The organism is Streptomyces sp. NPDC051041 (assembly GCF_044456065.1).
Taxonomy (GTDB): domain Bacteria; phylum Actinomycetota; class Actinomycetes; order Streptomycetales; family Streptomycetaceae; genus Streptomyces; species Streptomyces glaucus.
On the sequence record NZ_JBITFM010000002.1, the window covers coordinates 35,232 to 47,552 of the forward strand.

The 12,321-nt window shown below is 72.2% G+C and carries 12 protein-coding genes; 11 read left to right on the forward strand and 1 reads right to left on the reverse strand.

Features of this window, described 5'->3' with window-relative positions; translation table 11 throughout:
• Window positions 1-232 precede the first annotated feature (232 nt).
• Window positions 233-643, forward strand: coding sequence for a DUF6281 family protein (locus ACIBAI_RS03395; RefSeq protein ID WP_399030757.1), 411 nt, complete (start codon window positions 233-235; stop codon window positions 641-643).
• A gap of 61 nt (window positions 644-704) precedes the next feature.
• On the opposite strand, the gene ACIBAI_RS03400 is transcribed toward ACIBAI_RS03395, so the two are convergent.
• Complete coding sequence (locus ACIBAI_RS03400; RefSeq protein WP_399030758.1) at window positions 705-1,022, reverse strand: PLD nuclease N-terminal domain-containing protein; 318 nt, start codon at window positions 1,020-1,022, stop codon at window positions 705-707.
• A gap of 96 nt (window positions 1,023-1,118) precedes the next feature.
• On the opposite strand from ACIBAI_RS03400, the gene ACIBAI_RS03405 reads away from it, so the two are divergent.
• From ACIBAI_RS03405 to ACIBAI_RS03450, 10 genes are all read left to right on the forward strand, one after another.
• On the forward strand, window positions 1,119-2,576 hold the full coding sequence (locus ACIBAI_RS03405) for a menaquinone biosynthesis decarboxylase (RefSeq protein ID WP_399030759.1): 1,458 nt from the start codon (window positions 1,119-1,121) through the stop codon (window positions 2,574-2,576).
• Window positions 2,573-3,478 (forward strand): menaquinone biosynthesis prenyltransferase MqnP, encoded by a 906-nt coding sequence (gene mqnP / locus ACIBAI_RS03410; protein ID WP_399030760.1) that lies wholly within the window; start codon window positions 2,573-2,575, stop codon window positions 3,476-3,478. The genes ACIBAI_RS03405 and mqnP overlap by 4 nt, the downstream gene beginning before the upstream one ends.
• A 131-nt stretch (window positions 3,479-3,609) precedes the next feature.
• Window positions 3,610-4,284, forward strand: a complete 675-nt coding sequence (locus tag ACIBAI_RS03415) for a UbiX family flavin prenyltransferase (RefSeq protein ID WP_399030761.1) — start codon at window positions 3,610-3,612, stop codon at window positions 4,282-4,284.
• Between the two features lie 75 nt (window positions 4,285-4,359).
• Window positions 4,360-4,815: an Lrp/AsnC family transcriptional regulator gene (locus ACIBAI_RS03420; protein ID WP_344599651.1), complete on the forward strand. Its 456-nt coding sequence runs from the start codon at window positions 4,360-4,362 to the stop codon at window positions 4,813-4,815.
• 50 nt (window positions 4,816-4,865) lie between these two features.
• Window positions 4,866-6,029, forward strand: coding sequence for an aminofutalosine synthase MqnE (gene mqnE / locus ACIBAI_RS03425; protein WP_399030762.1), 1,164 nt, complete (start codon window positions 4,866-4,868; stop codon window positions 6,027-6,029).
• A 211-nt stretch (window positions 6,030-6,240) separates the two neighbouring features.
• A complete protein-coding gene (locus ACIBAI_RS03430) occupies window positions 6,241-6,765 on the forward strand; it encodes a GNAT family N-acetyltransferase (protein WP_399030763.1) in 525 nt (174 codons plus the stop codon).
• Between the two features lie 114 nt (window positions 6,766-6,879).
• On the forward strand, window positions 6,880-7,191 hold the full coding sequence (locus tag ACIBAI_RS03435) for a DUF4229 domain-containing protein (RefSeq protein WP_399030764.1): 312 nt from the start codon (window positions 6,880-6,882) through the stop codon (window positions 7,189-7,191).
• A 368-nt stretch (window positions 7,192-7,559) separates the two neighbouring features.
• Window positions 7,560-8,888: a dicarboxylate/amino acid:cation symporter gene (locus ACIBAI_RS03440; RefSeq protein ID WP_399030765.1), complete on the forward strand. Its 1,329-nt coding sequence runs from the start codon at window positions 7,560-7,562 to the stop codon at window positions 8,886-8,888.
• Between the two features lie 348 nt (window positions 8,889-9,236).
• The gene (locus ACIBAI_RS03445) at window positions 9,237-11,165 is read left to right on the forward strand and encodes an AMP-dependent synthetase/ligase (protein ID WP_399030766.1); all 1,929 of its coding nucleotides are present in this window, start codon (window positions 9,237-9,239) and stop codon (window positions 11,163-11,165) included.
• Window positions 11,166-11,629: 464 nt separating this feature from the next.
• Complete coding sequence (locus ACIBAI_RS03450) at window positions 11,630-12,229, forward strand: TetR/AcrR family transcriptional regulator (protein WP_399030767.1); 600 nt, start codon at window positions 11,630-11,632, stop codon at window positions 12,227-12,229.
• Window positions 12,230-12,321 lie beyond the last annotated feature (92 nt).

Genomic DNA, 12,321 nt, shown 5'->3' on the forward strand with positions numbered 1-12,321 from the left:
TATCGGATGACGGTGCGTGTCGCGCGTTTTCAATGGAACGGATGGCATCTCGAACGGCGATCCGATGCCGGCGGTGAACACCGCCGGGCACCTCGCCGCCCCGCCGGGCGGTGCCCCGCGCGGGAGGCCGGTGGCGGGGGAGGTCCCGGCCGGCCGAACCTTTCGGGGACCCGGCGCGTCCCCGGTGTGTGGCCACGGAGCCGGAGCCGGTGCTCCGGGAGGAGGCGTACCGATGAAGAGGTTGTTCCGGCACGGCGGAAGCAGGACCGCGTGGGCGCTGCCGGCGGTGGCCGCCGCCGTGGTGTCCGCGGGCTGTGCGTCACCGCCGGGCGGCTCGGGCGGCGCCGGGTCGTCGTGCGCGTACGTCGTCGAGTACGACGGCCGCAGGTACCTGGGCGGGGAGCGGACCGACGCCCCCCTCGGGGAGCCGATCGGCACCGCCACCCTCCTGGCGTGCGACGACGCCCCGGGTGACGGCGACGACGGAGCGGGACCGCGGACGCTGGCCGCTTACGCCGTCGAGGGAGTGGACCCGGGGGTCGCCGTCGCGGTGGCGGAGGGGGCCGGTGACGTCCGTCTGGTCACCGCCGGCTCCGCCGCCGCGCCGCCTCCCGGGACCGGGGAGCCGGGCCGGGACTCCTGACGCCCGGCGGCGCCCCGGCCCCGGCCGCGTCGGCGGCCGGGGCCGGGGCCGGGGCCGTCGGTCAGGACTCGTCCCGCTTCCGGTCCTCGCCGTCCTTCTTGCCCTCGTCGAGGGACTTCAGGAAATCGGGGTTGTCGTCGGGCGCCACCCACTGCCGCGACCGGTTCGCGCGCAGGCCGGACCAGCCCTCGGCGGCCGGGCTGCGCCGCTTGCCCGCGATGATCCAGGAGATCGAGCCGACGAGCGGGAACAGCAGCACGAGGATCGCCCACAGCGGCTTGGGCATGTGGCGGACGTCCTCCTCGTCCGTACTGATGCAGTCGATGAACGCGTAGACGCTCAGCGCCAGCGGTACGAGGAACATCAGCACCCGGAGCATGAGCACTCTCCAGCGGGAACGGGGGCGGCGGGCCGGGTCGCGGGGGGCGACCCCCAGGTACAGGGCCAGAGTAGCCGTTCGGGGATACTGGACCGCATGGCTTACGACGATCTTCGCTCCCTGCTCCGGGCGCTGGAGCGCGAGGGAGACCTCAAGCGCATCAAGGCCGAGGTCGACCCGTATCTGGAGGTCGGGGAGATCGTCGACCGGGTGCAGAAGTCCGGCGGGCCCGCGCTGCTGTTCGAGAACGTGCGCGGCTCCGACATGCCGCTGGCCATGAACGTGTACGGCACCGACCGCCGCCTGCTGAAGGCCCTCGGCCTGAAGTCGTACGACGAGATCTCCGACAAGATCGGCGGGCTGCTGAAGCCGGAGCTGCCGCACGGCTTCGTCGGCGTCCGGGAGGCCTTCGGCAAGCTCGGCGCGATGACGCACATCCCGCCGAAGAAGGTGAAGTCCGGCGACGCCCCCGTGCAGGAGGTCGTCCGGCACGGCGACGACGTCGACCTCGACCGGCTGCCCGCCCTGTTCACCTGGCCCAAGGACGGCGGCTCCTTCTTCAACCTGGGCCTGACCCACACCAAGGACCCGGAGACGGGCGTCCGCAACCTGGGCCTGTACCGGCTCCAGCGCCACGACAAGCGCACCATCGGCATGCACTGGCAGATCCACAAGGACAGCCGCAACCACTACCAGGTGGCCGCCCGGCGCGGGGAGCGGCTGCCGGTCGCGATCGCCTTCGGCTGCCCGCCCGCGGTGACCTACGCCGCCACCGCCCCGCTGCCCGGCGACATCGACGAGTACCTGTTCGCCGGGTTCGTCGCGGGCAAGCGGATCGAGATGGTCGACTGCAAGACGGTGCCGCTGCAGGTCCCGGCGCAGGCTGAGGTGGTGCTGGAGGGCTGGCTGGAGCCCGGCGAGATGCTGCCCGAGGGCCCCTTCGGCGACCACACCGGCTTCTACACCCCGCAGGAGCCCTTCCCGGCGCTGCGGATCGACTGCGTCACGATGCGCAAGCGCCCCCTGCTGCAGTCGATCGTCGTGGGCCGCCCGCCGACGGAGGACGGGCCGCTGGGCCGGGCGACCGAGCGCTTCTTCCTCCCCCTGCTGAAGATCATCGTCCCGGACATCGTGGACTACCACCTGCCCGAGGCCGGGGGCTTCCACAACTGCGCGATCGTCTCCATCGACAAGAAGTACCCCAAGCACGCCCAGAAGGTCATGCACGCCGTCTGGGGCGCGCACATGATGTCCCTGACCAAGCTGATCGTGGTCGTCGACGCCGACTGCGACGTGCACGACCTGCACGAGGTCGCCTGGCGCGCCCTCGGCAACACCGACTACGCCCGCGACCTCACCGTCGTCGAGGGCCCCGTCGACCACCTCGACCACGCCTCCTACCAGCAGTTCTGGGGCGGCAAGGCGGGCATCGACGCGACGCGGAAGTGGCCCGAGGAGGGCTACACGCGCGACGGCGGCTGGCCCGACATGGTCGAGTCCGACCCCGAGACGGCGGCGAAGGTGGACCGCCGCTGGAAGGAGTACGGCCTGTGAGCGGCGCCTCCGCCGCGATCCCGCGGCAGCCCGGCCGCACCAGGGCGTTCCTGCGCCTGGTGATGATCGAGCACTCCGTCTTCGCGCTGCCCTTCGCCTACATCGCCTCCCTGACCGCGATGTACGAGTGGGACCGCGACATCCACTGGGGCCGGCTGCTGCTGGTCACGCTGGCGATGGTGGGCCTGCGCACCTTCGCGATGGCGGTCAACCGGATCATCGACCGCGAGATCGACGCCCGCAACCCGCGCACCGCCCACCGCGAGCTGGTCACCGGCGCGATGTCGGTGAAGCACGCCTGGACGGGCGCCCTGATCGCGCTGGCGGTCTTCCTGGGCGCGGCGGCCCTGCTCAACCCGCTCTGCCTGGCCCTCGCCCCCGTCGCGGTGGTCCCGATGGTGGTCTACCCCTACGGCAAGCGGTTCACGAACTTCCCGCAGGCCATCCTCGGCCTCGCCCAGGCCATGGGCCCGATCGGCGGCTGGCTGGCGATCAGCGGGACGTGGTCCTGGGAGGCGGTGGTCCTGGGCCTCGCGGTCGGCGTCTGGATCGGCGGCTTCGACCTGATCTACGCCTGCCAGGACGTCGAGACCGACCGGGAGATCGGCGTCAAGTCGGTCCCGGCCCGCTTCGGCATACCGGCGGCCATCCGGGGCGCGCGGGTCTGCCACGCGGTGACGACGGCGCTGTTCGTCTGGTACGCGCTGATCACCGACGGCGGCGTCCTCCTCTGGCTCGGCCTGGTGATCGTGGCGGGCGCCTTCGTGTACGAGCACACCCTCGTCCGCCCGCACGACCTGTCCCGCCTGAACCGCGCGTTCTTCAGCGTCAACGGCTTCATCGGGATCGCCCTGTTCGTGTGCGCGCTGCTGGACCTGCTGGTGCGCGGGCTGACCGTGTGACCGGGGCGCGGCCCGGCGCCGGGTGCGGGACCCGGTGGAGGCGGCCGTGACCGCCGCCGGCGGCCCGCCGGCGGAGCCGAACATCCCCGACCGGTCCTGAACACCCCCCGCCCCGCCGGTACGCTCAAGACGTGAACGCAGGACAAAAGCAGCGCACGCCTTGGATCGTGGGGGTCTCCGGGGCGTCGGGGACGCCGTACGCCGCCGCCGTGCTGCGTGCGCTGCTCGCCGCCGGCGAGAGTGTCGACCTGGTCGTCAGCCGGGCCTCGCGCCTCACGCTGCTGGACGAGACCGGGATCTCCTTCCGCGACGCGCACTGGCGGGACGACCTGGGGGAGTGGCTGTCGCGGGGGGCGGACGGCAAGCCGGACACCTTCGCGGTGGACCTGGCGGGCGTCCGGCACTGGAGCGCCGGCGACCTGGCGGCCGGGCCGTCCTCGGGGTCGTACCCGGCCAAGGGCATGCTGATCGTGCCCGCTTCGACGGCGTGCGTGGCCGGGGTCGCGCTCGGGCTGTCGAAGGACCTGTTGCAGCGGGCGGCGAGCGTGACCCTGAAGGAGGGGCGCAGGCTCGTCGTGGCCGTGCGGGAGGCCCCCCTCGACGGCCGGACGCTGCGGCACCTGGTGGCGCTCGACGACGCGGGCGCGGCCGTGGTGCCCGCCTCGCCCGCCTTCTACGCGGGCGCGACGCACATCCAGGACCTGGTGGACTTCGTCGCCGGGCGCGTCCTGGACGCGGCGGGCGTGCCGCACCGGCTCTACCGCCGTTGGGAGGGTGAGCTCGGCGGCGGATCCCGCACCACCTGAGCGGCAGCGCACCACAGCTCACCCTGAGCAGTTCTCGGACCTCTTCACACCTCTTCATCGGAAGGCTTCGATCGCATGGACGCGGTGGACAGGCAGCTCATCCAGGCCCTGAGGGAGAACGGCCGGGCCTCCTACGCGGAGCTGGGGCGCCTCGTCGGCCTGTCGGGACCCAGTGTCACCGACCGCATCAACCGGCTGGAGGCGGCCGGCGTCATCACCGGCTACCGGGCCACCGTGGACGCCGCCTCGCTCGGCCTCGGCGTCACCGCCCTGATCGGGATCTCGCTCTCCGACGCCGCCGACCACGAGGACGTGGCGCACCGGCTGAAGGACCTGCCCGAGATCGAGGACTGCTGGTTCATCGCGGGCGACGACTCCTTCATGCTCAAGGTGCGGGCCACGGACGTGGACGGGCTGGAGCGGATCATCCGGCGGCTGTCGGGGACGAAGGGCGTCTCCCGGACCCGTACCACCATCGTGCTCTCCACCAAGTGGGAGAACCGGGTGGGTGAGCTGCCGGAAGAGGTCTGACCGGCTGGGCGTACGGTGGTCGGAGTCTGTCTGAGGAAAGAGGTATCGGCATGGACGTCGGGCTCAAGCGCGAGCTGGAGGAGAAGGTCCGCTCCGGTGAGCGGCTGACCCGTGAGGACGGCATCGCGCTGTACGAGTCGGACGACCTGGCGTGGCTGGGCGGCCTCGCGCACGAGGTGCGCACCCGGAAGAACGGCGACGTCGTCCACTTCAACGTCAACCGCCACCTCAACATGACCAACGTGTGCACGGCCTCCTGCGCGTACTGCTCCTTCCAGCGCAAGCCGGGGGAGAAGGACGCGTACACGATGCGCATCGAGGAGGCCGTCAAGCTCGCCAAGGCGATGGAGTCGGAGAACCTCACCGAGCTGCACATCGTCAACGGGCTGCACCCGAACCTGCCGTGGCGGTACTACCCGCGGTCGCTGCGGGAGCTGAAGAAGGCCCTGCCGGACGTGTCGCTGAAGGCCTTCACCGCGACCGAGATCCACCACTTCGAGACCATCTCCGGACTGAGCGCGAGCGAGATCCTCGACGAGCTGATCGACGCGGGGCTGGAGTCGCTCACCGGCGGCGGCGCGGAGATCTTCGACTGGGAGGTCCGCCGGCACATCGTGGACCACCGCACCCACTGGGAGGACTGGTCCCGGATCCACCGGCTGGCGCACGAGAAGGGGCTGAAGACCCCGTGCACCATGCTGTACGGCCACATCGAGGAGCCCCGCCACCGCGTCGACCACGTGCTGCGGCTGCGCGAGCTCCAGGACGAGACCGGCGGCTTCCAGGTCTTCATCCCGCTGCGCTACCAGCACGACTTCGTGGACATGAAGGACGGCAAGATCCGCAACCGGCTCCAGGCGCGGACCCAGATGGCGACCGGCGCGGAGGCGCTGAAGACCTTCGCCGTCTCCCGCCTGCTGTTCGACAACGTCCCGCACGTCAAGGTCTTCTGGGTCATGCACGGCGTGCAGACCGCGCAGCTCGCCCTCCAGTTCGGCGCCGACGACATGGACGGCTCGGTCGTCGAGTACAAGATCACGCACGACGCCGACAACTTCGGCACGCCGAACAAGCTCACCCGCGAGGACCTGCTGGAGCTGATCCGCGACGCGGGCTTCCGCCCGGTGGAGCGCAACACCCGCTACGAGATCATCCGGGAGTACGACGGCCCGGACCCGCTGCGCCGGGAGTCCCCCCAGCCGATGCGGGTGTGAGCCGGCCGGGCGGGTACCCGCCCGGCCGGCTCACACCGCGTAGCCCACCGCGAAGGCGCCCGAGGACGCCTACGACGCCGCGCCCTTCGTCCCCGCGCACGCGGACCCGGCGGCCCTGCGCGAGGCCGCCGCCGGGCGCCGGGCCGAGGGAAGGCGTCCGCTCCGCGGGACGCCGTTGAGGACGGAATTCCGTAAGGGATACTCTCCCCTCGTGCCTCTTACCTTCACTTTCGACCCCCCCGTCACCCCCGCCCTGCGCGACGGCCTCCTCGATCTGTGGACCGACGTGACCAACGCCGGCGGAGCCGTCGGCTTCGTGCCGACCGTGACGCGGGAGGAGGTCCGGCCGGCGCTGGTGACGCACCTCGTGGCGATGGCGGAGGGGCGCGCCCGGCTGCTCGTCGGCCACGACGAGGAGGGACGGGTGGCCGCGACCGCGTTCCTCACCTTCAACACGCACCGGCTGATGACGCACTGGGTGTGGCTCTACACCGTGATGGTGCACCCCCGGCACCAGGGCCGGGGACACGGCCGTGACCTGCTGGCGGCAGCCGAGGAGGCGGCCCGCGGCCTCGACGGCGTCGAGGCGATCCGGCTCACCTGCCGGGGCGGTCTCGGCCTGGAGCGCTTCTACGCCTCCTGCGGCTACAAGGAGGTCGGCCGGGTGCCGGGCGCGATCCGGGTGGCCCCGGGCGACGACCGGGACGACGTGATCATGCTGCTGCCGCTGACCTGAGTCCCGTACGTCCTGTTCCGTGCCCCCCTGTCAAGATCGGCGGCCCGGCGTGCTTCACTGGACGGTGCCCTTTCGGCAACGTTCCGGCCGGTCTACACGGAAGAGTGGATAGAGATGCTCCGCTACACGCTGATGCGCCTCGGGATCTTCGCGGGCTGCCTCGTGGTCGTCTGGGGCCTCGTCTACTCGGGCCTCGCCCCGCGCGGCCTCGGGGACTCCAACGGCCTGTGGATCGTCCTGCTCGCCCTGCTGATCTCCGCGCCCATCAGCTTCGTGGTGCTGCGCAAGGAACGCGACCGGGCGTCCGAGCAGATCGTGCGGCGCGTGGACCGGGCGAAGGCGAACCTGCAGGCCAACCGCAGCCAGGAGGACGTCGCCGACGACGCGGCCCGGACCCAGGGACGGACCCAGGAGCAGCCCTCGTAGGGCGGCCCGACCCCGTCGCAGGCGTACGGCGCCCCGGTGTCCGGACATCCGGACACCGGGGCGCTTTGTGTTGTGCGGGCACCGATGTGTTTCGGCCTGTCAAAGTCAGGCTTTGGGCCTCCCAAAGTTCAAGTGTTAAGGTCGTGGGCGTGATGTCAGCAGCCGCGTCCCCTCTGCCCCGGAGCCTTCCGCTCGTGGCGCGCCTGCATGTGGACCTCTGCCGGTGCGCGTCCGCGACCTGTCGTCCCCGTCGCTTCTGTCGTCCCTGACGTCCCGCCACCCGTCTGTCACACCGGCCTCCGGGCGGCCCCCGCCCGCCGGCTTCCGGACGTCCCCCACGTCGGCCCCCTACGCGTCCCCATCGGAGCATGTCCGTGTCCACGAACACGCAATCGAATACGAAGTCGAACAAGAAGTCCCTGGCGGTGCCCTTCTGGGCCCAGATACTCGCCGGCCTCCTCCTGGGCGTCCTGCTCGGCTGGCTGGCGCGCAGCCAGGACCTGTCCTGGCTGGTCACCACCCTGGAGAAGGTCGGCGGGACCTTCATCGGCCTGCTGAAGCTCGCCGTCGCCCCGCTCGTCTTCTTCGCGATCCTGGTCTCGATCACCAACCTGCGGAAGGTCAACAACGCGGCGCGGCTGGCCTCCCGCACCCTGCTCTGGTTCATGATCACGTCGCTGATCGCGGTGACCATCGGCATCGCCATCGGCCTGGTCACCAACCCCGGCGCGGGCACCGGCCTCACCCCCAAGGACGGGGCGAAGCCGGAGCACACCGGCTCCTGGCTCGACTTCCTGACCGGCATCGTGCCGACCGACGTGATCACGCCGTTCACCGAGCTGAACGTCCTGCAGATCGTCTTCATGGCCGCCGTCGCCGGCATCGCCGCCCTCCAGCTCGGCGAGAAGGCCCAGCCGATCCTCACCCTGAGCGAGTCCGTCCTGGAGCTCCTCCAGAAGGCCCTGTGGTGGGTCATCCGCCTCGCCCCGCTCGGCACCGTCGGCCTCATCGGCAACGCGATCGCCACCTACGGCTGGGACCTGATCGGCAAGTACGCCACCTTCACCGCCGACGTCTACGTCGGCTGCGCGATCGTCCTGTTCGGCGTCTACCCGGCGCTGCTCGCCGGCGTCGCCAGGGCCAACCCGCTGCAGTTCTTCCGGGGCGCCTGGCCGGCGATCCAGCTGGCCTTCGTCTCCCGCTCCTCCGTCGGCACCATGCCGCTGACGCAGAAGGTCACCGAGCGCCTCGGCGTCCCGCGGGAGTACGCGTCCTTCGCCGTGCCGTTCGGCGCGACGACGAAGATGGACGGCTGCGCCGCGATCTACCCCGCCATCGCCGCGATCTTCGTCGCGCAGATCTTCGACATCCAGCTGGGCGTCGGCGACTACCTGCTGATCGCGTTCGTGTCGGTGGTCGGTTCCGCCGCCACGGCCGGCCTCACCGGCGCGACGGTCATGCTGACCCTCACCCTGTCCACGCTCGGCCTGCCGATGGAGGGCGTGGGCCTGCTGCTGGCCATCGACCCGATCCTGGACATGATGCGCACCGCCACCAACGTGGCCGGCCAGGCCCTGGTGCCGGTCCTCGTCTCGGCCCGCGAGGGCCTGCTCGACCGCCAGGCGTACGACACCGCCCACGGCTCGCCGGTGGAGGAGCCGGAGCGGGAGCCGGAGCAGGTGCCGGTCGCTGCCTGACGGATGGCCGACGCCCGGGGGCCCGGTCGGGGTTTCGTACCCGGCCGGGCCCCCGTGCGTCGGCCCGGTTCCGGGATCCGGCGGGGTTCCGGACGCGGGCCGGCCCCGGCGCGGGCGGCGACCGGGAAGCGGACGGAACCTACTCTCACGTAACCCCCGAGGTTGCACACCCCCGTCCCCGGACCACCTTCGAATCCGCACGAACCCTCCACCCGGGCACCGTACGATCCACAGCCTGACCGGCGGTGACTCCCCTTGCGCGTGGGACCGCCGGTGAACGCCTCGGCACGCGAGGCACGTACCTCGGCCGGCAGAGCCGTCCGCCGCTGCGCGTCCCAGGAGCCGCCCGTGTCCACCCCCCTTCCCTCCTTCGCCCCGTCCGCCGCCTACGACGACGCCCGCGACCTCAGACCCGTGGAGCCGGAGACGCTGCGGCTGGACGGGGTGGTGAGGGAGGCGTACGTACCGCCGCTCGCGCCCCCGGTGCGGCACGGATCGCTCGCGGACCTGCCCTTCGAGAACGCGAACGCCGTCCCGGACGCGGTGGCGCTCAGCCGCCGGACCCCGGACGGGCGGTGGGCCGACGTGACGGCCCGTCAGTTCGCCGACGAGGTGAACTCGGTGGCGAAAGGGCTGATCGCCGAGGGCCTGATGCCGGGCGACCGCATCGCCGTCATGGCCCGCACCACCTACGAATGGACCCTGCTCGACTTCGCCGCCTGGGCGGCCGGCCTGGTCACCGTCCCCGTCTACCCCACCTCCTCCGTCTACCAGACCCGCTGGATCCTGCACGACTCGGGCGCGGTGGTCCTGATCACCGAGACGTCCGACCAGGCCGCCGCCATCGGCTCCGAACTCGGCCACCTCCCCGGCCTGCGGCACGTGTGGGTGATGGAGAAGGGACACGTGGAACAGCTGGCGGAGCTGGGCGCCCGGCTCCCCGACCACGAGGTGGAGGTGCGCCGCGGGATGCTGGGCCCGGCCATGCTCGCCACGCTCGTCTACACCTCCGGCACCACGGGCCGGCCCAAGGGCTGCGCCCTCACCCACGGCAACTTCTTCGCCGAGGTCGACAACGCGGCCGAACTGCTCTATCCGGTCTTCCGGGGCAGACCGAACGAGGAGCCGTCGGTCCTTCTCTTCCTCCCCATGTCCCACATCTTCGGCCGCATGGTGTCCGTCCTGTGCGTCCGCGCCCGGGTCCGCCTCGGCCACGCGCCCAGCCTGAAGGCCGAGGACCTCCTGACGGACCTGGCGGCCTTCCGGCCGACCTGCCTGCTGGCCATCCCGTACATGCTGGAGAAGGTCTTCAACACCGCGCGCGCCAGGGCCGAGGAGAGCGGCCGGGCCCCGGCCTTCGACCGCGCGGTGAACATCGCCGTACGGTACGGCCAGGCCCTGGAGGCCCAGCAGGCCGGCACGGGCCCCGGCCCGACCCGGGCCCTGAAGACCGCCCGCGCCTTCCACGACCCCCTGGTCTACCGCCGCATCCGCGCCGCCCTGGGCGGCCGCGTCCGGCACGTGATCTGCGGCGGCTCCCCGCTGGGCCGCCGCCTGACCGCGTTCTACGCCGGCGCCGGCATCCAGGTCCTGGAGGGCTACGGCCTGACCGAGACGACGGCCGCGACGACGGTGACGCCCCCGCTCAAGCCCCGCCTGGGCACGGTGGGCTGGCCGCTGCCGGGCACCCGGGTCCGCATAGCCGCCGACGGCGAGATCCTCGTCTCCGGCGAGCACGTCCTGCACGGCTACTGGGACCCCCAGGCGGGCGGCGTGGTGCCCGCCGCCGTCGACGGCTGGTTCCCGACGGGCGACATCGGCAGCCTCGACGACGAGGGATACCTGACGATCACCGGCCGCAAGAAGGAGATCCTGATCACGACCGGCGGCAAGAGCGTGGCGCCGGCCACGCTGGAGAACTGGCTGCGCGCGCACCCCCTGATCTCCCAGTGCCTGGTCCTGGGCGACCGCCGTCCTTACATCACGGCCCTGATCACCCTCGACCCGGCCGGCCTCACCCACTGGCGCCGCATGATCGGCAAGCATCCGGTGCCCCCGGAACTCCTGGTCGACGACGAGGAGTTGAGGGCGGTCCTGCAGTACGCGGTCGACGAGGCCAACCAACTGGTCTCCCGCCCGGAGACCATCCGCCGCTTCGCGGTCCTGCCCCGCGACTTCTCGGAGGCGGAAGGCCACCTCACCCCGTCGATGAAGCTGCGGCGGGAGGCGATCCTGCGGGACTACGCGCAGGTGGTGGAGAGCCTGTACGCGACGTGAGGCACGGCCCGGCCGATCACCCCTCCCCAGCGGCTCGGGCCGGGTGATCCGCACCCCCGCTCCATGGAGGAGACGGCGTCCGGCCCGTACCCCCACCAGCCGCCCCAGCTCCTTCCGCGTCAGCCCGGCCCGCTCCCGCAGCGGCTTCAGCCGCTTGCCCGGCGCGGTGAACAGCCCGTCGTCCCCTCGGCCTCCGCGGGCGTCTCCGGCCCGCGCTCCCGTTCGCCCGCCGCCTCACCGCCCGCCGGGCCGACCCCTGGGGTTTCCCGCGCGACGGCGACGCGAACGACGCCGCGCGGCACGTCGTCGCGGAACCGGCCGCCGGCGCGGTCACCGGCCGCGTGGCCGGCAGGACCGTCCGGGCCGCACCGCCCCTCGGGGGCGGACGCGCCGACGGCGGCCCACCAGTATTGAGCGGCCCACCAGTATTGAACTGACCGATCCAAAACTGCTACGGTCCCGTCATGGCCCGACCGAGGACCTTCGACGAGGAGCGGGCCCTGGACGCGGCGATGCGCACCTTCTGGGAGAAGGGCTACGAGGCCACCTCCACCCAGGACCTGTGCGACGCCACCGGGCTGGGGCGCAGCAGCATCTACAACACCTTCAAGAGCAAGCACGACCTGTTCGAGCGGGCCCTGTCCCGCTACCTGGACGCCATGACGGCGGCCCAGCTGGCCGTGCTGGAGGAGCCGGGGCGGCCCGCAGCCGACCGGGTCCGCGCACTGCTCGCCCAGGTGATCGAGGGCGAGGCGGAGTGCCGGGCGGCCGCCGGGCGCGCGCTGGGCTGTCTGGGTGTGAACACCGTCGTGGAACTCGGCGCACGGGACCCCGCGGCCGCCGCCCTGCTGGAGCGCGACACCGCGCGCCGCCTCGCCGCCCTGCGGGCCGCGGTGGAGGCGGGTCGGCGCGACGGCAGCATCACCTCCGTGCGCGATCCGGACGCCCTGGCCCGTTTCCTCAACGCGACCATCGCCGGTCTGCGCGTCTCCAGCCAGGGCGGCGCGGACCGCGCCGCCCTGGAGGCGATGGCCGAGATCGCCATGGACGCGCTGACGCGCTGACGCGCCGGCGTCCCGATCCCCCGGCTCCGGCGGGCTCCCCGGAGGAGCCCGCCGGAGAGCCCGCGCACACCCCGGTTTTGAACCGATCCATC

Coding starts and splice junctions, on each gene's coding strand:
- ACIBAI_RS03395 (WP_399030757.1), top strand. CDS start 233: ATGAAGAGGTTGTTCCGGCACGGCGGAAGCAGGACCGCGTGGGCGCTG.
- ACIBAI_RS03450 (WP_399030767.1), top strand. CDS start 11,630: ATGGCCCGACCGAGGACCTTCGACGAGGAGCGGGCCCTGGACGCGGCG.
- mqnE (WP_399030762.1), top strand. CDS start 4,866: ATGGACGTCGGGCTCAAGCGCGAGCTGGAGGAGAAGGTCCGCTCCGGT.
- ACIBAI_RS03440 (WP_399030765.1), top strand. CDS start 7,560: ATGTCCGTGTCCACGAACACGCAATCGAATACGAAGTCGAACAAGAAG.
- ACIBAI_RS03435 (WP_399030764.1), top strand. CDS start 6,880: ATGCTCCGCTACACGCTGATGCGCCTCGGGATCTTCGCGGGCTGCCTC.
- ACIBAI_RS03420 (WP_344599651.1), top strand. CDS start 4,360: ATGGACGCGGTGGACAGGCAGCTCATCCAGGCCCTGAGGGAGAACGGC.
- ACIBAI_RS03405 (WP_399030759.1), top strand. CDS start 1,119: ATGGCTTACGACGATCTTCGCTCCCTGCTCCGGGCGCTGGAGCGCGAG.
- ACIBAI_RS03400 (WP_399030758.1), bottom strand. CDS start 1,022: ATGCTCCGGGTGCTGATGTTCCTCGTACCGCTGGCGCTGAGCGTCTAC.